Annotated in this window: 15 protein-coding genes and 1 pseudogene; 10 read left to right on the top strand and 6 right to left on the bottom strand. The window is 50.0% G+C overall.

All coding sequences use genetic code 11. The features are described 5' to 3' along the window. Nucleotides 1-250: 250 nt before the first annotated feature. Both aroB and HMPREF3179_RS12605 read right to left on the bottom strand, forming a co-directional pair. Nucleotides 251-1324: pseudogene (gene aroB, locus HMPREF3179_RS10770) on the bottom strand (3-dehydroquinate synthase); the annotation flags it as partial. Continuing rightward, entirely contained in the window at nt 1321-1875 is a 555-nt protein-coding gene (locus HMPREF3179_RS12605) for a shikimate kinase (protein ID WP_070471180.1), read from the bottom strand. The gene HMPREF3179_RS12605 and the pseudogene aroB, both read right to left, overlap by 4 nt. Nucleotides 1876-2047: 172 nt before the next feature. Between HMPREF3179_RS12605 and HMPREF3179_RS10760 the strand changes: the two genes are divergently transcribed. Next, the gene (locus HMPREF3179_RS10760; protein ID WP_070471373.1) at nt 2048-4513 is read left to right on the top strand and encodes a penicillin-binding protein 1A; all 2466 of its coding nucleotides are present in this window, start codon (nt 2048-2050) and stop codon (nt 4511-4513) included. 176 nt (nt 4514-4689) lie between these two features. Then, entirely contained in the window at nt 4690-6852 is a 2163-nt protein-coding gene (gene fadB, locus HMPREF3179_RS10755) for a fatty acid oxidation complex subunit alpha FadB (protein ID WP_070471178.1), read from the top strand. 87 nt (nt 6853-6939) lie between these two features. Here fadB and cyaY read toward each other — a convergent pair whose 3' ends face one another. Beyond that, complete coding sequence (gene cyaY, locus HMPREF3179_RS10750) at nt 6940-7272, bottom strand: iron donor protein CyaY (protein ID WP_070471176.1); 333 nt, start codon at nt 7270-7272, stop codon at nt 6940-6942. A gap of 92 nt (nt 7273-7364) precedes the next feature. On the opposite strand from cyaY, the gene HMPREF3179_RS10745 reads away from it, so the two are divergent. From HMPREF3179_RS10745 to HMPREF3179_RS10735, 3 genes are read left to right on the top strand one after another with little or no spacing between them, the layout of a single operon-like run. Continuing rightward, nucleotides 7365-7685: an LPS translocon maturation chaperone LptM gene (locus tag HMPREF3179_RS10745; RefSeq protein ID WP_070471174.1), complete on the top strand. Its 321-nt coding sequence runs from the start codon at nt 7365-7367 to the stop codon at nt 7683-7685. Between the two features lie 39 nt (nt 7686-7724). After that, nucleotides 7725-9029 carry a diaminopimelate decarboxylase gene (lysA, locus tag HMPREF3179_RS10740; protein ID WP_070471173.1) on the top strand — a complete coding sequence of 435 codons (1305 nt, stop codon included), beginning with the start codon at nt 7725-7727 and terminating at the stop codon, nt 9027-9029. Nucleotides 9030-9058: 29 nt separating this feature from the next. Then, nucleotides 9059-10192: a CaiB/BaiF CoA transferase family protein gene (locus tag HMPREF3179_RS10735; protein WP_070471172.1), complete on the top strand. Its 1134-nt coding sequence runs from the start codon at nt 9059-9061 to the stop codon at nt 10190-10192. A gap of 95 nt (nt 10193-10287) precedes the next feature. Here HMPREF3179_RS10735 and ccsB read toward each other — a convergent pair whose 3' ends face one another. From ccsB to HMPREF3179_RS10720, 3 genes are all read right to left on the bottom strand, one after another. Then, entirely contained in the window at nt 10288-11634 is a 1347-nt protein-coding gene (gene ccsB / locus HMPREF3179_RS10730; protein ID WP_018025444.1) for a c-type cytochrome biogenesis protein CcsB, read from the bottom strand. A gap of 11 nt (nt 11635-11645) precedes the next feature. Continuing rightward, nucleotides 11646-13751, bottom strand: coding sequence for a cytochrome c biogenesis protein ResB (locus tag HMPREF3179_RS10725; protein ID WP_083290758.1), 2106 nt, complete (start codon nt 13749-13751; stop codon nt 11646-11648). Nucleotides 13752-13955: 204 nt separating this feature from the next. Continuing rightward, nucleotides 13956-14663, bottom strand: coding sequence for a c-type cytochrome (locus HMPREF3179_RS10720; RefSeq protein WP_018025442.1), 708 nt, complete (start codon nt 14661-14663; stop codon nt 13956-13958). A 252-nt stretch (nt 14664-14915) separates the two neighbouring features. Between HMPREF3179_RS10720 and yihA the strand changes: the two genes are divergently transcribed. The 5 genes from yihA (at nt 14916) to HMPREF3179_RS10695 (ending at nt 23006) form a co-directional block, all read left to right on the top strand. Next, nucleotides 14916-15542 (top strand): ribosome biogenesis GTP-binding protein YihA/YsxC, encoded by a 627-nt coding sequence (yihA, locus tag HMPREF3179_RS10715; protein ID WP_070471170.1) that lies wholly within the window; start codon nt 14916-14918, stop codon nt 15540-15542. A gap of 140 nt (nt 15543-15682) precedes the next feature. After that, nucleotides 15683-16699: a porphobilinogen synthase gene (hemB, locus tag HMPREF3179_RS10710; protein ID WP_070471168.1), complete on the top strand. Its 1017-nt coding sequence runs from the start codon at nt 15683-15685 to the stop codon at nt 16697-16699. 86 nt (nt 16700-16785) lie between these two features. Further along, nucleotides 16786-17127, top strand: coding sequence for a divalent-cation tolerance protein CutA (gene cutA / locus HMPREF3179_RS10705; protein ID WP_018025439.1), 342 nt, complete (start codon nt 16786-16788; stop codon nt 17125-17127). After that, nucleotides 17124-19253, top strand: a complete 2130-nt coding sequence (dsbD, locus tag HMPREF3179_RS10700; protein WP_070471167.1) for a protein-disulfide reductase DsbD — start codon at nt 17124-17126, stop codon at nt 19251-19253. Before cutA ends, dsbD begins: the two co-directional genes overlap by 4 nt. Nucleotides 19254-19352: 99 nt before the next feature. Continuing rightward, entirely contained in the window at nt 19353-23006 is a 3654-nt protein-coding gene (locus HMPREF3179_RS10695) for a hydantoinase B/oxoprolinase family protein (RefSeq protein WP_070471166.1), read from the top strand. Nucleotides 23007-23071: the final 65 nt, after the last annotated feature.

Below are 23071 nucleotides of genomic sequence, written 5' to 3'. Positions count from 1 at the left end.
TAGCAGGCCTTACACCATCAACACCGTAAATACCGCCGGTGCGGCCGGTACCGGCACCTGCATCCCGAGCGATTTGGGCTTGGCGTGCCACTTCAGCAGCCGCTTCCGAACTGTCCACCACGGTGCTGAACGGTGCTGCCGGTTCCAGTGTCGTCGTCACCGCAGTCTCTTTAAGCGGCCTACCGGAAGGCTCGCTCACCGGCTCAGCAGCAGACTCTGAACGTACTTCCTTAGCCTTAACCTCGGCTGAGGTTGTTTTGCTCAGCACTAAACCCACCAACTCCTGGGGCGCACCCTGCACCTTAGCTTGACCGATTTTTTCCAATAAAACGAACTTAATTTTGCCGCCACTTGCCTTTTTATCGAGCTTCATGGTGTCAAACCAAGTATCCTTGCCACCTAAGGCAGGCGCTACCGTAGGACAACCGATCTGTGCTACCAAACGGCGTACACGCTCTACATCCTCTTGGGGGAAATTGCATACTAGCGCCGACAGCTCTGCTGCCTGCACCATGCCACAACCGACCGCCTCACCGTGCAACCACTCACCATAACCTAAGCCATTTTCAATCACATGCGCAAAGGTATGGCCAAAATTCAGAATCATGCGACGATTCGACTCCTTTTCGTCCTCTTCGACCACTTGTGCCTTTAATTCACACGCACGGTGAATAGCATAATTAATCGCTTGTGGCTCCAACGCCTTCAGCTCCTCCACAAACTCCTCGCACCAATCAAAAAACTCACGATCCATGATCAGACCGTACTTAATGACCTCAGCAAGACCTGCGGCAATCTCACGCTGCGGCAAGCTTTTTAAGACATTAATATCAATATCAACAGCAATGGGCTGATAAAACGCGCCCAGCAAGTTTTTACCTAAGGGATGGTTGACTGCGGTTTTACCGCCCACGGAGGAGTCCACCTGAGCCAATAAAGTAGTCGGCACCTGTACAAAACGAATACCACGCATAAACGTCGCTGCGGCAAAGCCACCCAAATCACCAACGACCCCGCCACCCAAAGCCACAAGCACCGATTTGCGATCCAGTTTATGCTCTAGCATAAAGGTAAAGACCTCATTTAAGGTATCGAGATTTTTATACTGCTCACCATCAGGGATATCAAAGCAATAAATCTCCTTACCGCTAGCCTTTAACGCCTTTAAGGCCGTGTCTCCATAAAGCTGACGTACGGTCGGATTACTCAACAACAAGATGGCACTGGTATCCGGCGGTATGGAGGTAGCAAGCTGCTGCATCAGATTTGGCGCAATCTCAATCGGATAGGAGCCGCCGGGTACATTTACTCTCACAATACTCATTTTGAATCTCTTTCAGCTAATAAGTTAATCATTTGATCGACTACCGTATTGAGTGAATCCGCCGCCGAATCAACAATATGATCGGCCATTGACTCATAAATATCGGCACGTGCAGCCAATAACTCAGCTAAACGGGCTTTAGGGTCAGGGGTGGCTAATAAAGGCCTATTTTTATCCTTGGCCACGCGACGATAAAGCTCATCCACATCCACCCGCAGATAAAAAACCTCACCGTAGCGCTGCATTAACTGTCGATTAGCCTCAGCTAAGACCGCACCACCACCGGTGGCTAAGACAATTTCGTCCTCTAACAACACGTCCTGCAATACCTCTGACTCACGCTTACGGAACCCTTCCTCACCTTCGATGTCGAAGATAGTCGGGATGTCGACACCGCAACGCTCAACAATGGCATGATCCAAATCGACAAACTTGCGTCCGATTTTTTTGGCCAAGGCACGGCCGATTGTTGTTTTACCGGCACCCATCATCCCGATCAGGATGATGAGGCTTTTTGTGGGCAAATCCTTAGGTGCTACCGTGTCAGTCATCGTCTTGTAAAACGTTATCGTAATTTTTAATTAGTTAAAATGGTGGTTTAGCCAAATTTTACACATTTCCCGCTGTCTTTGTTGTGATTTTAAAGCTAAACTAGGGGCTACGTTTAAAATAGCCGTATTGTATCCGGGTTTATCCCTTCGCTTCTTAAAGCGTATTTTACCTATGAGTCAAAAAAAGCAATCACCTAAAGTTTCAGGTTTCGGTGCCTTTATTGGTCGCTTTATTATTAAAGTATTGTTCCTCGGCGCAGGCTTAGCAGTGTGCGGGCTAATTTTCGGCACCCTCGTCGTCAGCTCCGTGTGGCCCAACTTACCTAACCTGACCGCCATGACGGACTACCGTCCACGCATTCCCTTGCGTATTTATTCCGCAGACAAAATCCTCCTTGCCGAGTATGGTGAGGAGCGGCGTAATGTCCTGCGTATCGACGAGTTCCCTGAAAAGATGAAATTAGCCATTTTAGCGGCTGAGGATGATAACTTTTACGAGCATTCCGGTGTGGATTGGCGTGGCGTGATTCGTGCTGTGTTAGCCAACCTCTCCTCCGGCGGCCGCGCTCAAGGTGCCAGTACCATCACCATGCAGGTGGCGCGTAACTTCTACTTAAGCACTGAAAAGTCCTACTTGCGTAAGTTTTATGAATTGCTATTAACTTACAAAATTGAAGAAAATCTGACCAAGGATCAGATCCTTGAACTCTATATGAACCAGATTTATTTGGGTCATCGTTCCTACGGTTTCTCAGTGGCGGCGCGTACCTACTTTGCCAAGCCTTTATCCGAGGTCAGCTTAGCCGAAGCGGCAGTGTTAGCCGGTATTCCCAAGGCCCCATCAAACAACAACCCGCTCACCAATCTACAAGGTGCGCTTGATCGTCAGCACTATGTGTTAAATCGTATGTTGCGTTTAGGCTATATCACTCAAGCGGAGTTTGATGAGGCGCGCGCCGAGGCAGTGACCACACGCTCCATGGCGGAGGTAGAAAGCGAGGAGTCGGCCCGTATTACCCAAGCCCAACGCCAAGGTAGCTATGTGGCAGAACTGGCACGTCAACTGATGTACTTGACTTACAAGGACAATGTCTACGGTCGCGGTTTAAACGTGTATACCACCATTGATTCCAAGGATCAGGCGGTGGCTTATCGTGCCTTACGCAAAAACATTATGCAGTTCACCAATAACCGCCCTTACCCGGGTCCGGAAGGTCAAATTGAGTTGGCTGAGGGGGTAGAGCATGATGATAAGGCCATGGAAAAAATCATCTATGAGGTGCGTAAATCGCATCCTAATGACGATGATTTATTAGTCGCGGTGGTGCTTTCTTCCGCTGCGGACAAGGTCACCTTAATGCGCCGTGTGGGTGAAATTATTGAGCTCAGCGGCAAGGAATTAAATAACGCACGCCGTGCCTTACCTCCCAAACCTAATAATGCTAAACCCATTTTGCGCGGTTCAATCGTCTATATTCAACGTTTTGGTGAAAATGGCTGGAGCATTGTCAATCAGCCACAAGTCGAGGGTGCTTTTGTGGCGCTTAATGCCAAGACCGGTGCAATTCAATCCATGGTGGGTGGCTTTAACTTCTACCGCGGCGACTTTAATCGTGTGACCCAAGCTTGGCGTCAACCCGGTTCAACCTTTAAGCCTTTTATCTACGCAGCCGGCCTTGAGCGCGGTTTAACCCCTGAAACTCGCATTTCGGATCAGCCCTTTGTGCTGACTGCCCGTCAAACGGGCTCCAAACCATGGCAGCCTAAAAACTACGGCGGTCGCTACACAGAGAGTCAAACCATGCGTAACGGTCTCTACCAGTCACGCAACATGGTCTCAATTCGTATCCTAGAAGCCGTGGGTGCGGACTTTGCCCGTGACTACATCACCCGTTTCGGCTTTGATATCCGTCGTCAACCGCAAAAAGGCGCATACCTCACCATGGCGCTAGGCGCTGGTAACGTCACGCCTTTACAAATGGCAGGTGCGTATGCCGTCTTTGCTAATGGCGGTTATCGTGTGAATCCGTACATTATTGACTATGTACTCGATCCGGATGGTAATGAAATCATGCGTGCCCAACCGCAAAAAGCCGGCGATGAGGCCAATCGCGTATTAGATGCACGTACGGCCTATGTGATGAATGATCTACTCCATGGGGTATCCACCTCGGGGACCGCCGCACGCACGACCGGCACCTTAGGCCGCAAGGATTTACACGGCAAAACCGGTACCACGAACCAAGCTTTTGATGCGTGGTATGCCGGTTACACCCGTGATTTAGTGGGTGTTGCTTGGTTAGGCTATGACCAACCACGCTCTTTGGGTAGCACCGCAACCGGCGGTCAATTAGCCATGCCGATTTGGATCGAATATATGCAGACTGCCCTCAAAGGCACACCCGTGACCTCCCCTGGTCCCCTACCTAAGGGTTTAGCCAAAAACGGCGGCAACTACTACTTTGAGGAGTTCCCTCAGGGCAAGGCTATCGCTAATCTCGGCACCCGTGGCGGAGCCACGACCGGTGGCAGTGGTGGTGAAGCGCAGCGCTTCCGCCCCATTCAGCCACGACGTGACCCGGTGCAACGCACTATCGAGTCCTTTAACCCAACCGGTGGTGCGCCCATACGATTCTAAGGGCAGCACAGACTTGGCAAAGCTTTTTATGACCGTTACGCGTTTTCGTAGCGGTCATTTTTTTGTCTTGGTAAGGACTTTCAAAGATGCTAAAACAACGTATGATTATAGTAGTATGTCAAAAGACAAGTCTTAGCGGATTTTTACTTAAACCAAAGAGTGATTAGGAGTAAGCAATGATTCATTCCGGACCGGCCATTACGGTGCAAATGTTAGATGACGGCATTGCCGAGTTCAAATTTGATTTACAAAATGAATCGGTTAATAAATTTAACCGTGTGACCTTAGATGATTTAGATGCGGCGGTGCAAGCGGTCAAAGCACATCCTGAGATTCGGGGGCTGTTAGTCACTTCCGGTAAAAACTTCTTTATCGTCGGTGCTGATATCACCGAGTTCGGCGGCGTCTTCGCTCATGGTCGCGACTATATTCAAGACTGGACCATGGATATTCACCGCATTTTTAACGCCTTTGAAGACTTGGATATTCCAAAAGTCGTAGCGATTAACGGTTTTGCCTTAGGCGGCGGCTTTGAAATGTGCTTAGCCAATGACTATCGTGTGATGAGTGATAAGGCACAAGTCGGTCTACCGGAATTAACCCTCGGCTTAATCCCCGGTTTTGGCGGTATTATTCGTCTGGCGCGGGTGATTGGTGTGGCTAAAGCCATTGAATGGATCAGCTCCACTCGCCCTCGCAAAGCCGCCGATGCCCTGGCTGACGGCGCGGTTGATGAGGTCGCTGAACATGATAAACTGCGCGATACCGCCTTAGCAGCACTTAAAAGAGCCATTGCCGGTGAGATTGATTGGCAAGCCAAACGTGCCCTTAAACTACAAGCCGTTGAGGTACCAGGTGGTGCTGCCGATAGCTATTTTGAAGGCGTACGTGCAGAGCTTGCCAAAACCACTAACCCTGAGCAATACCCGGCCAGCAAAGCGTTTTTAGATGTGATTGAAAAGTCAGCAGACATGGCACGCGATCAGGCGGTAGCGGTAGAAGCCGAGCATTTTGCCGGCGTGGCGGTAACCCCACAAGCCGATGCCTTAATCGGTTTATTCTTAGCCGATCAGGTCATTAAACGCGCTACCAAGAAAAACGCTGCTGCCGCACGTGAGGTGAAAAAAGCGGCCGTACTCGGTGCCGGCATTATGGGTGGCGGTATTGCCTACCAAGCAGCCACCAAAGGCACAGCGGTGATTATGAAGGACATCGGTCAGGCACAGCTTGACTTAGGCATGAATGAGGCTGAAAAGCAATTAGCGCGCCAGTTACAGCGCGGTCGCATCAGCGAGGACAAAAAGAACGCCACCCTCAAACTGATTGAACCCAGCCTAAGCTACGACGGCTTTAATGCCGTAGATATTGTTATTGAAGCAGTCACTGAAAACATCAAGGTTAAGAACACGGTGCTCAAGGAGGCTGAAAATGCGCTTCGCGAAGACGCAATTTTAGCCTCTAACACCTCAACCATTTCCATCACGGAGCTCGCCAAGGGGCTACAGCGTCCAGCGAATTTTGTTGGGATGCACTTCTTTAACCCAGTACCGGTTATGCCTTTGGTTGAGGTAATCCGTGGCGAGCAAAGCTCTGATGAGGCCATTGCTACCGCTGTTGCCTTAGCCCTCAGCATGGGTAAATCACCAATTGTGGTGCAAGACTGCCCCGGCTTTTTGGTTAATCGTGTGCTATTCCCCTACTTCGGTGCCTTTGACCGTTTAATTAAAGACGGCGCTTGCCTGATTAAAATCGATCAAGTGATGGAGGACTTCGGTTGGCCGATGGGTCCTGCTTACCTATCCGATGTGATTGGTTTAGACACTTGCGTCCATGCATCCAAAGTGCTAGCGGACGGTTTCCCTGATCGCATGAAAACTGATTATACCGGTGCCACTGAGGCATTATTTAAGACCGATCGTTTAGGTCAGAAAAACGGCAAGGGTTTCTACAAATATGTTGCCGATGACAGTGGTCGTAAGCGCAAAACCGCTGATGATGAGGTAAAAGACATCCTCGCCCCTCATGTGGACGCCGCTGCACCAGGTTCAGTGGACTTTACGGCGGAGGAAATTCGCGATCGCCTAATGCTCGCCATGTGCAACGAAGTTGCCCGCTGCATTGATGAGAAAATCGTCGCCAGCCCCGAAGAAGCGGATATGGCCCTCATCATGGGTCTTGGCTTCCCAAGATTCCGCGGCGGTGCCTTACGTTATATCGATCAAATTGGTCTTAAGGAATACGTTGCCCTCTGCGATCGCTACGCCCACCTCGGTAAGGCCTATGAAGCGCCGCAAATTCTGCGTGAGATGGCCGCCAAAGGTGAACGCTTTTTTAATTAATTAATGCGACAATAAAAAATGCCGATCGTCACCACTGTGGCGATCGGCATTTGACAATCGTGCGCTGCGCATCAAAGCAAAGCAAAGCTAAGGGATTCTCACCTCAAGCTTTTGCCCAGCCAAGTCCGTACAGAGCTCGCTCAGACGCTCGTCTAGATTAGGACCACCGCGGGTATCGACCCACTTACCGTCTTCGTAACCATAATGCCAAGCGCCACTAGGGGCAGCTAACCACATCTCCTGTAAGGGTGACTGGCTATTTAAGACTAGATGATCGCTACGATTAAACACAATGGTCAACACCTGACCGTCCAAGTTCGTATCCAAGTCTAGATCCAACTCATCAAACCAGCCTTCCGCTTGATCTTCGACTTCGGCCAAAATGGCATCTGCTAAGGCAAGGAATTCAGATTCTGTCATAATATATTCTTCTAAAAACAATTAGTTAAAATAGGCTAAGCTTTTTAGATACTATAACAAAGCAAGCTTCTATTTACAGATGATTGGATTTCATGTTAATTAAATTATTTCATTCGGACAAGAACGACCTTGTGCCCAGTGGGGCTACCGCTAAAAAGCTCGTGCTCGTGATTGCAGGCGCCTTATTGCTGACGGCTTGCGGTCAAAAAACACCAGTTTACCTGCCATCAGGCGCTCAAAAGCAGGCGATGCAGGAGCGTGAAGCACGCATCAAGGCACGCAAAGCGGCGCTTAAGCATGAGACACCAGAGCAACGCGCTGCCCGTGAAGCTCGTATCGAATACGGCGAGCAGCGCGCCAAGGCCTACCGTCAGTCCCAAGAGACCTTATCCAACGAAGAGACGCAGCCTTAGGACTAAAGCACATCAGCCATTCTTTTTATTTTTACGACTATGCAACATCACTTAGCTCATTCCACCACTCGCACACCAGTTGGTGCCCCCCATTTCCACTACCAAGATCATGCCTTATATGTTGAACAGCTTGCTATTAAAGCACTGGCTGAGCAGTATGGTACGCCCTTGTACATCTACTCTAAAGCAGCATTAAAGGCGGCGTGGGCGCGCTATCAGGAAGCAATCGATGGGCGTGATGTGTTAATTTGCTATGCCATGAAGGCGAACTCAAACTTAGCCATTTTAAATTTATTTGCCCAATGGGGGGCTGGCTTTGATATTGTCTCCGGCGGCGAATTGGCACGTGCCATCAAGGCCGGTGCCGATCCGCAGAAAATCATTTTTTCTGGTGTGGGCAAACAGGCTTGGGAGATTAAAGACGCATTAAACGCTGGCATTAAGTGCTTTAACGTAGAGTCCATCCCGGAGCTCGCGTTAATTCAAGAAGTTGCCGCAACCATGGATAAAAAAGCGCCGGTTTCCTTACGGATTAATCCTGATGTGGATGCAAAAACGCATCCCTATATTTCTACCGGTCTCAAAGATAATAAATTCGGTATTGCCATGGAGGATGCGCTGGCTACCTATGAGCATGCCATGTGCTTATCGCATGTGGACATTGTCGGCTTAGACTGTCATATCGGCTCACAAATCACCGAATTAGCACCCTATCAAGATGCATTAGCGCGTTTATTAAGCTTAATGGATCAACTAAAGAGCAAGGGCATTCAATTAAAGCATTTGGATATTGGCGGTGGCTTAGGCATAAGCTACCTGAACGAGGAGGTACCACATCCACATGACTTAATTAACACCACCCTTGCAACACTGCAAGCCCGTGGTTATGCTGACGTACAGTTAGTGCTGGAGCCGGGTCGCTCTTTAGTAGGTAATAGCGGCATGTTAGTGACGGAAGTACTGTTTTTAAAGCAGGGTGAGAGCAAAAACTTTGCTGTCGTGGATGCCGCCATGAACGACTTACTCCGCCCCACACTCTACGATGTTTATCATGGCGCCTTAGCGGTAGAGCTTAAGGCAGGTGAAACGCAACGTTATGATGTGGTCGGCCCCGTTTGTGAATCGGGTGACTGGTTAGCCAAGGATCGAGATTTTGTCATTGCCCCAGGGGCATTCATTGCCATTGAGTCAGCGGGCGCCTATGGCTTTGTGATGAGCAGTCAGTACAATAGCCGTCCGCGCGCTGCTGAGGTACTGGTCGATGGTGATAAAAGCTATGTGATTCGACGCCGTGAGACCATTGAGGAGCTATTTGAGCACGAGCACATTCCCAACGCTATCTAAACCATGCAACAGCTTAGGAGAGACACACTATGACTAGACCCCTTAGCGGTATTCGTGTGATTGAAATGGCCGGTATTGGACCGGCGCCCTTTTGTGCCATGATGTTAGCCGACATGGGCGCAGAAGTCATCCGTATCGATCGCCATGGTGATACCTTTCTGGGCGGTGGTGGCACCGTGATTGAACGCGGTCGCCGCAATCTGATCCTAGACTTAAAACAGGATGAAGCCAAAGCCATTGTTAAACGACTGCTCGCTCAGGCTGATGTATTGATAGAACCCTACCGCCCCGGGGTGATGGAAAAACTAGGCTTAGGGCCCGAGGATTGTTGGGCAATTAATCCAAAATTAGTCTATGGTCGCATGACCGGTTGGGGACAAGATGGCCCCTTAGCCAAAACAGCAGGGCATGATATTAACTATATCGCGGTCTCTGGTGCTTTACACGCCATGGGTCAGGGCGATGAACCACCAAGCCCACCCCTGCATCTGGTGGGGGATATGGGTGGCGGTGCGATGATGCTTGCCTATGGCATTGTGTGTGCACTCTTTGAAAGTCAGCGCTCTCAAAAGGGGCAAGTGGTGGATGCTGCCATCACCTCGGGCGCTTCGCTGATCAGTACCATGTACTATGCCTTGATGAAGCAAGGGCTATGGAATGTGGAGCGTGACGCAAACCTGCTCGACGGCGGAGCCCCCTTTTATAGTTGCTATCGCTGCGCCGATGGTAAATTTATTGCCATTGGTGCGATTGAACCCCAGTTCTATCAGCTCTTAGTCGAGCTTTGTGGGGTACAGGATCAGGCCATTTTCCAAGAGCAAATGAATAGGGCCTTATGGCCGCAACAAAAACAGGCGTGGGCTGAGCTCTTTGCTACTAAAACCCAAGCCCAATGGTGTGAGATCTTAGAAGGCACTGATGCCTGCTTTTCACCCGTATTAGATTTTAATGAAGCCGTGCATTACGCACATCACCAAGCAAGAGATAGCTTTCAGCAGATAGACGGTATCGCTTGCCCAGCGCCCGGACCTATACTAAGTCGCACCCCCGCCACGGCAGGTGAAGTGCATCCAGCCGGTGCGCATACCGCAGCCATCCTACAATCACTTGGCTATTCGGCAGAGGAAATTCAAGGCTTTAGAGAGCGTAAGGTGTGTAATTAACTAAGCAAGTTACTGCGGCTACTCGCACAGAAGAAAGACGCTGCACCACAAAATAGCGCTGATGAAAAATCAATCATCAGCGCTATTTTTATACCCTATAGCTCACCATAAGAGTGTAAGCCGGAAAGGAAGATATTTACGCCCAAGAAGGCAAAGCTTGTTACCACCAGCCCGACTAAGGCCCAATACGCCATCACTTGACCACGCATACCGCGCATCAAGCGCAAATGCAACCAAGCGGCATAGTTTAACCAGACGATAAAGGCCCACGTCTCCTTAGGGTCCCACTGCCAGTAAGTACCCCAGGCATCTGCCGCCCAGAACGCGCCAAGCACGGTAGCAACGGTAAAAAATGCAAAACCGATGGAGATAGCGCGGTACATAATATCGTCCAACACCTCAAAGCTCGGTAAATGCGCCGCAATACGCTTACGTGCTAACAAGATGCCGGCGACAATCAGCACACTCACGCCGAAGTAAATAACCCAAACGCCGTAGTCACCACGTGAACTAAAGATCAAAGGCTCTGCTACCAAAGCACCGCCCACCAATAACAGCGGAATCATCGGTCGCCAAGAGGTGGTCTCACCATGCAATTTCACCAGATAAGCAAAGCCCACCATAGCTGCCAAGGCAAAGGTACCGTAACCCACGAAGTTTGCCGGCACATGCAACTTCATCCACCAACTGTTTAAGGCATTATTAAGTGGTTGAATCGTGGCCGCATCACGTAAAAAGGTGTACCACAGTAAAAAAGTCACCGCCGACGCCACCACCAACATCACAAAACCACCTAAGGCGCGGGTATGATAACGACGCTCATAATACAAATAAAACAGCACGGTGATTAAACAGAAGAGAACAAACACCTCGTATAAATTACTGACTGGGATATGACCCATATCAAAAGCAATCAGATGACTCTCACGCCAACGCACTAATAAACCGATAGAGCCCATCACCGTTCCGGCCCAAGCAAAAGCCGACCCCATCCAGCTCAAGCGCTCACTGATTAAACCTAACCAATAGGCCACGGTGGACATAAAGAATAAGGCACACATCCACAGCACAGCGGATTGTGATGAAAGAAAATACTTTAAGAAAAAGTTGCTTTCCGCCTTGGACAGATCGCCACCGTAGAGCAAGATTGCAAAGACGGATAGCGCAAAGGTCAGGATCAAATAACTGCGCAGTGGACGCCACAACCAGCCCACCCATACAATGGCAAAGGTAGAGCTAACAAGGATAACTTTTTCATAGATATCCATGGAGTCCGACCACTCGAGCAGAAAGTAAACCGCCGCCGCCATCAAGACGAGGAAAAACACAATATCGGTCCAATTAAAGCGACCGCGATGACGCTCAGTCGTAACCTCAGCGGACGCTTTTTCCCATTTGGCCGCCACCGAGGCAGCTTTTGATTGTGCAATTGTTTGACTCATTGTAATTACCCCTAACTCCTTGCGACATCCGAGAAATCATGCTTAAACTTAGCAAACTCCTTGCGGAAGTCTAATGTCCGCTTATGTGAAGTCATTGCCGCTTTAATCTCGCTACCACCGTCCGCACAGCGGTTAACCCAGAACCAAATGCGACGGTCACGCACATACAGCATCATAAAGACACCGATCATTAAGAACATGGTACCTAAATAAACAATCCATTTACCCGGCGAACGCGTGGCTTGCAATACGCTCGCCTGCACGTGCTCGAAGGTCTTGAGTTGCAAGGTCATCGGCACCGGATAATGGGTTAAATCAGATAAGGCACGAATGGCCAAATTAAGCCATTGCGCATTTTGCTCGACCAGCTCGAAACTCTCAAAATTCAATGCTGGATAACCAAGATCCTGACGCACATACTCGCGCACCTTCATTGTACTAAAAACGATATAGTCACGCATTAAGCGCTGCATTGGCTCTCGTAGCTCAGCAGGCAGACGCTCGGCCTCCGGCACACCCTCACCGCTGATGTAGCGATCTAAACCGGGAAAACCGCCCTCAGCAAAAACATTTAAAGCCGTATCCGCCATGCTAATAATAGCGGCTGCCGGCACCTCGGGACTTTCCATCATTTGTGAGTAATCCCTAGCAATACGCGTGCGCGTAGACTGCTGACTCAAGGCCGTGCGCATGGCTAAAAACTCATCTAAGGCACCCTTATCATCTGCCGGTACATAAATGTAGCGGAAGCCTTGGCCAGACTCATCCGCAATACCGAATAAATACACCAATCCCTCGTCCAAAGGCACCGGCAACATATAGTTTTTAAACTCAATGGATTGATTTGCCGCATTGGTCAAGGTGTAAGTGAAACTGGGGCCAACATTATGCACCTTTTCATTATTTTTGCGGGCGGCACTACCGGTGACTGCAACCACCTGCTCCTGTAAGCTACGCTTAGTTTCACCGGGCTTGGAAAGATCCTCAACATTAATCGGTGTAAAACCGGTAAAGCGGACTAGATACGGCTCGCCCCCATCAACCAAGCTAAGCTGCATGGGGATCGCTGAGCCCACCTCACCCTGCACATCAAATGCCGCTTTGGCGCCTGACTGTAGCGGTAGCGCTGTCAGATAAAGCTTGGAACCGCCATCATCAAAGCTGGACTGGTATAAGGTCACGCCATTAATGGTATAGGGGTGATTGACCTCAATAATATGGTTGTCGGTTTTGCCCGTTCGATAGTCCGTAATATCCACATCACTGGCAAAGCGCTTGGGCATACCATTAGACTGGTAATATTCAATAATAAATTTATTTAACTTGACCTGAAATGGCAATTCCTGCATAAAAAAGCCACCGCCAATGCTTAATAAGGCATAGTCAGACGCCTGCCCTTCAGAGATCATCATATTGCCGCGAAAGCTCGGGTTATTCGTGGCATAGCGTGAATCCTCCTGCACCTGCGCCACAAAACGCACCTCTTCGGGAATCGCCCGCTTAAAACCAGTCCAAATTTGTAAGCGATTAGGTAATTCACTATCCAACAAACCGCCAACACAAATCACCACAATCGCCATATGGGCAAAAATAAAGCCTAAACGATTGCTACTACCCTTTTTAGCCGCTAATAAAACCGTATCACCATCGACCTTTTCCTTAAACTGATAGCCATGATGCCTTAGCCAAGAGCGACCTAAGGTGACGCTCTCCTCTTGTGACAAATCAGACGCAAGCTCAAGCTTATGCGGAAAAGCACGTAGGCTTGTTTGACGTACGTACTCACGGAAAGTACGCATATCTTTGATCATTTTAGGGACGTTACGAATCAGACACACGGTCGTGGAAACGACCAAAAAAGCCATGATCAGCAAGAACCACCAGGTATTGTAAATTTCTGCTACGTCAAACTTACTGAAAACGGAGTACCAATAAGTACCGAACATATCGATATACTCGATTTCAGTCATATTTTGCTGAAGCACGGTACCGATAATCGTCGCAATTGCGATAAAGGTTAAAAGACTGACCGCAAAGCGCATTGAGCCCAGCAGCTCATAAATATCTCTGCCTACACTTCGTGAGCGCTTTGCGCCCTGAATCTTATCGTTTTGCATAACAGGGTAACAGCAGGCTCCCGATGGAGCTCAACAAACAATGTAAAGATAAGTGGGTGGTGAATTTTTGCGCATCTCGTAAATACTACAAAACGCAAAAAAATTTTACAGGGTATTTGAGTGCAATAAGGCTCTAGAGTTCCCTAGAGCCTTAAAATAATTCCTCTTCCCTAAACGTGGGATACAGGTATAGAATCGAATCGATTAACGAATACCGGCAGCATAATCCGCCACTGCCTTAATATCCTGGCGACTCATGCGGTTAGCAATCTCAGCCATGTGGTTTTCCGTACCGGCATTATCACGTTCACCGTCAGCAAAGGCAATCAGCTGCTCATACAGATACGATGGCACCTGACCACTCAAACGAGGATACTGTCCCGGAATACCGTGACCATCCGCACCGTGACAAGAAGCACAGGCAGGGACATTACGCTCGGGAATACCGCCACGCCAGATCTGACGACCACGTTGCACCATCACCTGATCCGCCGCTAACTCAGCCACCGAAGGCTTGGTCAACTCAAGACTACTCACGAATAATGCTAAATCAGCCATCTCCTGCTCCGTCATCTGCACCACGTTAGGCGCCATCAACATGGCGTTTTGGTTGCGACGATGACTTTGTGTCGCACCCTCAGGCACCTTGAAGTTTTTGAGCTGATTCAAAATATACTCATAGGATTGACCGGCAATATGTGGGTAAAGAGATACCATGCTCATGCCATCAGCACCATGACAGGCAATACAGGTGGCAATACCACGTGCCGGGTCACCATTCATATAGAGTTGCTGACCGCGTTCAAAATCCGGCTTAACTGGACCAACTGCAGTTTGAGCAAGGGCAGCACCACTAGCCATACTTAAAGCTAAACCACCAGCCATGACAATTTTAGAAATAACGTGCTTCATGAATATCCTCTGAAACCATACCAATAAAAGGCAGGTGCCAATTTAACACTAATAGCGAGCTCGACCAGTTGATGATAAACTGCCTAAGAACAAGCCGCTCAAATACAAATAAACGCTCTATATTTTAAAGCAATATGCGATAAATAGTTGCAATTCATATGCTTTGTAATAAATTTTAGCCGCTTTGTCGATTCATTTTAAGCAAAAACGATACAATATAGAGATTATTCACTATCAATTTGTCTCAGCGCAATGTCTCTTTTACACAGAGCCACCTTTTATCAGTCGGCCAGCAAGGTTTCACAGCTACCTGCGCCCCGAGGTCCCGAGGTATGTTTTGTAGGACGCTCTAATGCAGGCAAATCCTCAGCCATCAACGTCCTTACCAACCAAAAGCGTCTAGCCTATTCGAGTAAGACGCCCGGTCGTACCCGCCTGATTAATATGTTCGGCATCCCCGATCCCTTGGATCCGGAGCACTCTTTAGGCTATCTGGTTGACCTACCCGGCTACGGCTATGCCTCGGTTGCGCTTGCAGCACAGCAAGAGTGGGGGCGTGAGCTAGGCAACTACCTCGTGCAGCGCCCTTCCCTAGCCGGTGTGGTTTTGCTCATTGATATTCGTCGTGGTATCACCAAGCAGGATTATGGTTTAGTTGAGTGGATTGCCCAAGCCAAGCGCCCAGTACTGATACTGCTGACCAAAGCGGATAAGCTCCCCTACGGTCAACGACAAAAAGCGATTGCCACCATTCGCAAGGAGGTAGCAACACAGCTAGGCGATGTTGAGACCATTGCATTTTCGGCGACTAATCGTATTGGTCTCGAAGAGGCAACGGAGAAAATCCTTAACTGGATCTCACCCCAAGTAGTGCCTTAATCAGCTAATCTACCAGCAAAAGCTGCCGCCTACTGTCCTACAGCCTTTGACTGGGCAGCTAGCCCAAACGCAGCGTTAAAGCCACTACGGTAGCCATTGATAGCAGTTATTTTAAATGTAAAGTTTTTGGAGTTGTTATTATGTCATCTAGTTTTATTCTCGCTGACTTCCCCGCAGCCCGCCCTCGTCGTAATCGCAAGCATGAGTTTTCACGCCGTTTGATGCGTGAAAGCGTATTAACGACAAATGATTTTATTTATCCTGTATTTGTGCGTGAAGGGCAAGGCGTTGAGGAAGAGATTGGTAGCCTCCCTGGTCAAAAGCGCTACTCACCGGATACGATTCTCAAGGTCGCAGAGGAATGCGTCAAACTAGGCATTCCGGTTATTTCCTTATTCCCCAACATCGATCCCAGCCTCAAAACACCTGACGGTATTGCAGCGGCCGATGAAAATGGCTTAATCCCACGAGTGACACGCGCCATTAAAAAGGAATTTCCGGACTTGGGCGTACTGTGTGATGTGGCTTTGGACCCCTTTACCAGTCACGGCCAGGATGGGGTCATTGATGAAAATGGCTATGTGCTAAATGACCCCACGCTGGAGGTGTTAGTTAAGCAAGCCGTGGCCCAAGCCGCCGCTGGCGCAGACTGGATCGCGCCAAGCGATATGATGGACGGCCGTATCGGTGTTATTCGCAAGGCCTTGGACGAAGCGGGTTTGATTTACACTCAATTAATGGCCTACTCCGCCAAATATGCCAGTGCTTTTTACGGGCCTTTCCGTGATGCAGTCGGCTCCGCCTCCAATCTAGGGAAATCCGACAAAATGACCTATCAATTAGACCCGGCTAATCGACTAGAGGCACTGCGTGAGGTGGCGTATGACATCAAAGAAGGGGCCGACTCCGTGATGGTCAAACCGGGCATGCCGTACTTAGATATTTTGCGCGAGGTCAAGGATGAGTTTCGTATGCCAACCTATGTGTATCAGGTGAGTGGTGAGTACGCCATGCTCAAAGCAGCAGCGATTAACGGCTGGTTAGATCATGATAAAGTCATGATGGAATCGCTCCTTGCCTTTAAACGTGCGGGTGCCGATGGCATTCTGACTTACTTTGCGCTCGAAGCGGCGCGCTGGCTGAAAGCGCACAACTAAGACGCACCATGATTCAGGGCTTAGGCTGATGCGGCTAAGCCCTGTTATTTTTTAGGCTGATATGCGGTCAGCAAGGAGCAAATATTATGGGCATCAATAGCAAGCACACTGAGTCTGAGGCCGTCCTTATTTTAAGTACTAGCCCGAGCTTAGCACTCGCCAAATCCATTGCCGAGGCCTTGGTGCAAGAATCGCTAGCAGCCTGTGTGAACTTAAGTCCAGCTTCTTTGTCCATTTACTCATGGGAAGATAAGCTTCACTGCGATGAGGAGTTTAGCTTAACCATCAAAACCAGCGCCGGTCGCCAAGCCCAATGCATTGCTCGGATCCAAGAGCTGCATAGTTATGATGTACCGGAGATTATCGTGTTACCAATCATCGGTGGTTCAGCAGACTATCTACAATGGATCGCCCGTCAAACCTTATGAACACAGCTAAGTCATACTTCGCCGCTTTATTCTTTGCCATTTTCAGCTTATTTTTAAGTCCGGTGCCTGCACAGGCGCAAGAGGATTTTTTACCGCCTGATAAAGCCTTTGTCATCAGTAGTTCCACGCCCACACCCGATCATCTACACATTCGCTTTAACATCGCCCCCAACTACTATATGTACATGAACCACGTCAAGTTTAAGGTGGCGGGCGATGATGAGGCAGAGCGTTTTAAAGAAGCGCTTCTAGGTGAGCCGGTCTTTGGCGAAGCCATGATTAAATTTGATGAGACCTTCGGCCGGGAAATGCCGGTTTTTTATGATCCGATGGTGATTGATGTACCGCTTAAGCCCCTCAATCAGGCGGTACGTTTAATCGTGACTGCTCAGGGTTGCGCTGATGCCGGTCTGTGCTACCCGCCCGAGGATTATCCCATTGATTTAGAGCCGGTGCCGGGTGGCTATCAAATCAGTCAGCAGGCAGGTTTATTTAAGCGCATGTTAGGCAGTGATACACGTGGCGCAGCACCCGCCTTAGACTTCAATGCCTTAGCGGCAACGAGCACCAGTACTGCTAGTGACCCCACTGAGGCGGCGGCAGCAGTTGACACAGATAAAAGTAGCGAACAAGCTAGCGTCACCGCAATCACCGCCCCTGAGCAGCAAACGCAGGCTCGTACTGATGACTCCGCTTTCGCCAAGCTAAGTGATGCCGGCGACACACAAATTGCCGATTGGCTGAATGAGTCTAGCTTTTTTAAAATCATCCTGATTAGCTTTAGCCTGGGTCTACTGCTATCACTCACCCCTTGCGTGCTGCCGATGCTACCGATTTTATTGGCACTCGTGGTGGGGCAGCAGAATCAAACGGCAGTTGCTAGTCCGAACGCTGCGAGCACTGACAAGGACCACCCCACTCAGGGTACAAAGACGGCCAACACTCGTCGCCGTAGCCTTGCGCTCACCTTAGCCTATGTTTTGGGCACCTCCATTGTTTATACACTGTTAGGCATTGCGGCCGCCTCCATTGGTGCCGCCCTTGCGGTATGGATTCAAAACCCTTGGACCCTGAGTATTTTTGCGATTATTCTCGTCCTTTTAGCCTTTGCCATGTTTGGCAGCTTTTCCCTACAAACCCCACTAGGTGTGCAAGCCAAGCTTAACCGCCTGATGGGCAAGCTGCCTGGTGGTCGCTATGGTAGCGCCTTGCTGATGGGCATGCTCTCGGCGCTAATCGCTGGTCCTTGTGTGGCAGCACCATTGGCCGGTGTGCTGTTATTTATTTCACAAAGTGGGGATATCCTCACGGGTGCGCTAGCGCTCTTTGCACTTGCTTGGGGTCAAGGCGTCTCACTCATCGCGATTGGCGCTACCTCCGGTGCCTTAATGCCTAAAGCCGGCGCATGGATGAAGGGCGTGACACAGTTCTGCGGTCTACTCCTACTGGCGGTCGCACTGTGGATGGTACAAGCCCTGCTACCTACGTGGTTGAGCGTGCTACTGTGGGCCTTACTCGCCTTCAGTTTAAGTGTGGTCTTAGGTGCTTTTAAGGCCATCGATGCGCAAAATAGCACGATCTTCGCTATTTTTAGCAAAGCCATTGCCTATTTGGTCCTCGTTTGGGGTATCTTGCTTTTAATCGGTCTCGCCAGCGGTCGTCCTGCTTTATTAACCCCGCTGCAAGGCTTCACTAGCGCTTCAACCCTGGCGCTCACTGCGACGCCCGCAAGCACTTCGGTCGGCGCCAACAGCACCATTTCTCAAGTTGATTTTCAACGTATCGACTCGCTATCCGAACTGGAGCAAGTCATTGCGCAAAGTGCCGGTCGACCTGTCATGCTCGATTTCTATGCTGACTGGTGTGTGGCCTGCCATCAGATGGAGGCGCTGACCTTTAGCGTGCCTGCCGTTGCCCAAAAAATGGCGCAAATGACCTTAGTGCAGGTCGATGTCACACCAAACACCGAGGCCCATCGTGAGCTTTTAAAGCGCTTCCGACTGTTCGGGCCACCCGGTATTATTTTCTTTGATGCCATGGGTAATGAACGAGAGGATATCCGCGTCGTGGGCTTTCAAAATGCTGAGCGCTTTAGTGAGAGCCTAGATCGCATCTTAGCCCAATAAACTCAAGCTAAGCATAAATCGGGTAATACCCAATGTTAAGTGCAACATCGATTACCTAAAATCTAAGGCTTGATTGGTTAGTTGATTCGCAGAATATTGATGAGCACACAGGATGTATCCCCTCAGGACAAGCGCTGGCAGTTCTGGATTGACCGCGGCGGCACCTTTACCGATATTGTGGCTAAAAAGCCGGACGGCAGCCTCTGCACCCACAAATTACTTTCGGAAAATCCGGAGCAATATGCCGATGCTGCCTTAGCCGGCATTCGTCGGCTGATGGGATTAGCGCCGCATGAGACCATTCCCGGGGCACAAATTGAAGCCATTAAAATGGGTACCACCGTGGCGACCAATGCCTTACTTGAGCGCAAGGGTGAACCCACCGTCTTATTGATTACCGAGGGCTTTGAAGATGCGCTTAGCATCGCCTATCAGGCACGGCCCCAACTGTTTAATCGCCATATTGTTAAGCCCGAATTGCTTTATACCCGGGTTGAGGGCGTAGCAGAGCGCATCCTAGCTGACGGCACCATTGCTAAGCCATTAGATAGGGCTCGCACCGAGGCGCAACTGCAGGCAGCCTATGATGCGGGTTTTCGTTCGGTGGCGATTGTGTTAATGCATGCCTATCGTTTTAGCCAGCATGAGGAGCTGATTGCAGCCCTTGCAAAAAGCATCGGCTTTACTCAAATCTCTGTTTCTCATCAGATCAGCGCCCTCATGAAACTCGTCGGTCGAGGTGATACCACCGTGGTCGATGCCTATTTATCACCTGTATTAAGAAACTATGTAGACCGCATTGATGCCGAGGTAGATGAGACCCGCCTGATGTTTATGCAGTCTAATGGCGGCTTAACGGCAGCGGATAATTTTCAGGGTAAGGATGCCATTCTCTCTGGCCCCGCTGGCGGTATTGTGGGGATGGCACGCATTGCTGCCGCTGCCGGCACAGCGCAGGTGATCGGCTTTGATATGGGTGGAACATCAACCGATGTGTCGCACTATAACGGTGAATTTGAGCGCCTCTTTGATACAGCGGTAGCCGGTGTGCGGATTCGTGCGCCGATGATGAATATACACACAGTCGCTGCGGGTGGCGGCTCCATTGTGCATTTTGACGGTCAACGCATGCGTGTTGGCCCACATTCGGCTGGTGCCTATCCCGGACCGGTGGCTTATCGTAATGGCGGTCCACTCACGGTCACCGATTGCAATGTGATGCTAGGCAAGCTACAGCCTGACTACTTCCCTGCGATTTTTGGCCCCACCGCCGACTTGCCATTAGACTATGAACTGGTTAAGGAAAAATTTAATCAGCTGGCCGAGACCATTTATGAGCAAACCGGCGTACGTAGCACAGCCGCAGAAACCGCTGAGGGCTTTCTGCAAATTGCCGTAGCCAATATGGCAAATGCGGTTAAAAAGATTTCCATTGAGCGCGGCTACGATGTCAGTAAATACACCTTGGTCAGCTTTGGCGGTGCGGGCGGTCAGCATGCCTGCCCGGTAGCGGATGCTTTAGGCATGCAAAAGGTGCTGATTCACCCCTTTGCTGGCGTTCTCTCCGCCTACGGCATGGGTCTAGCCGATATCACCGCCATGCGTGAAAGCGCTGTGGAACTACCTTTGGAACAAGCCTCCATGACAGCCGCCGAAGCCTCGCTTAATGGCTTAATTGAGGAATGTAGCAAGGAGCTCCTAACGCAAGGCATCAGCCAAGCACAAATGCAAATCATTCGACGGGCGCATATACGCTATCAGGGTACAGATTCAGCCATTATGGTGGACTTTGCAACGCCTGAGCGCATGCGCGAAGACTTTTATGCGGCCTACTTACAGCGCTACAGCTTTTTAATGCACGATCGCCCATTAATGATTGAGGCAGTATCGGTAGAGCTTATCGGCAAAAGCGGTGAGGAAATGACCGCCTCCTATACCACGGAAACTACACACAGCACGCCTACCGCACTGGCGGACATTGAGCTTTTTAGCCACGGGCAAAAGCACCGGGCGCCGATTTTCAATCGCGCCACCCTAAGTCCTGGCATGCGCATCGAGGGCCCCGCCATTGTCTTTGACAGCAATGGCACCACTGTGATTGAGCCTGAGTGGCGCATGGATATTCTCAGTGCAGGTGAGCAGCTACTGAGTCGGGTGAAGCCCAAGCAAATGACCATGGCTATTGGCACCGACGTCGACCCGGTGATGCTCGAGATTTTTAATAATCTCTTTATGTCCATTGCCGAACAAATGGGGGCAACGCTTGCTAATACAGCCTTTTCCGTCAATATTAAAGAGCGACTAGACTTTTCTTGCGCACTGTTTGACCATGAGGGTAATTTAATTGCCAATGCACCCCATATGCCGGTGCATTTAGGCTCCATGGGCGAAAGTATTAAGACGGTGATTCGCAAAAACCAAGGGCGCATCAAGCCAGGCGATACTTTTGCCCTCAACGACCCCTACAATGGCGGCACGCATTTACCGGATATCACGGTGGTCACCCCGATTTTTGACGAGCAACAAGCGCAAATCCTCTTTTTTGTTGCTTCACGCGGTCACCATGCCGATGTCGGCGGCATTACCCCGGGTTCCATGCCACCGGACAGTAAGAACATCATCGAAGAAGGTGTATTAATTGATAACTTTCTCTTAGTAGAAAATGGTAGTATGCGCGAAGAGGCGTTGCGCGAGCTCTTTTTAGGTGCGCCTTACCCGGCACGTAATTTTGATCAGAATGTGGCCGATTTGCGCGCCCAAGTCGCCGCCAATGAAAAAGGCGCTCAGGAATTACGCCGCATGGTCAATCAGTTCGGTCTGGAGGTCGTGCAAGCCTATATGCAACACGTACAAAACAATGCCGAGGAATCGGTGCGTTGCGCTATTGAGGCCCTGCAAGACGGTGAATTCTGCTATGACATGGATAATGGCGCTAAGATTCAGGTGAGTGTCCGTGTAGACAAGGCCTCACGCAGTGCCACCGTTGACTTCAGCGGTACTTCAGCGCAGTTAGCCAGTAATTTTAACGCCCCCAAAGCCGTCTGTATGGCTGCGGTACTCTATGTTTTCCGCACCTTAGTCAATGATGAAATCCCCATGAACCAAGGCTGCTTAAAACCGATTGAGGTGATTATCCCTGAGGGTTGCATGCTGAATCCACACTATCCAGCGGCAACGGTAGCGGGCAATGTGGAAACCTCGCAATGCATTACCGATGCGCTCTATGGCGCACTAGGCGTAAACGCAGCTGCCCAAGGTACGATGAATAATTTTACCTTCGGTGATGAGCAGTACCAATACTATGAGACCATTGCCGGTGGTAGCGGTGCAGGTAAAATCACGCACCCTGACGGCCGGGTGGAGCTGTTTGCGGGTACCGATGTGGTGCAAACCCATATGACCAATTCACGCCTAACCGACCCCGAGGTGCTAGAGTTCAGATATCCGGTGGTATTGGAGGAATTCTCCATCCGCCAAGGCAGTGGTGGCATCGGCAAGGTCAATGGCGGTAACGGCGGCACTCGTCGCATCCGTTTCTTACAAGCCATGACCGCCTCCATCCTCTCCAACCGTCGTCGCATTGCCCCCTTCGGTCTAGCTGGTGGAGGGGCTGCCGAGGTAGGAGCTAACTACATAGAACGTGCTGATGGTCGTATTGAGATACTGGATTCCAGCGCCTCAGCAGCGATGCAGCGAGGAGATGTGTTTGTGATCAAAACCCCAGGTGGTGGGGCCTACGGTGAGGCAGACTAAGCACCGCAACGACATTCGGCGCGATTTTAGTCAGCAAGCATGAACCTAAGCCTTAACCACCTCAA

This window comes from Oligella sp. HMSC09E12 (genome assembly GCF_001808505.1).
Classification (GTDB): domain Bacteria; phylum Pseudomonadota; class Gammaproteobacteria; order Burkholderiales; family Burkholderiaceae_B; genus Oligella; species Oligella urethralis.
The sequence above is the reverse complement of the archived record's forward strand: the minus strand, read 5'-3'. Positions and strand labels throughout refer to the sequence as shown.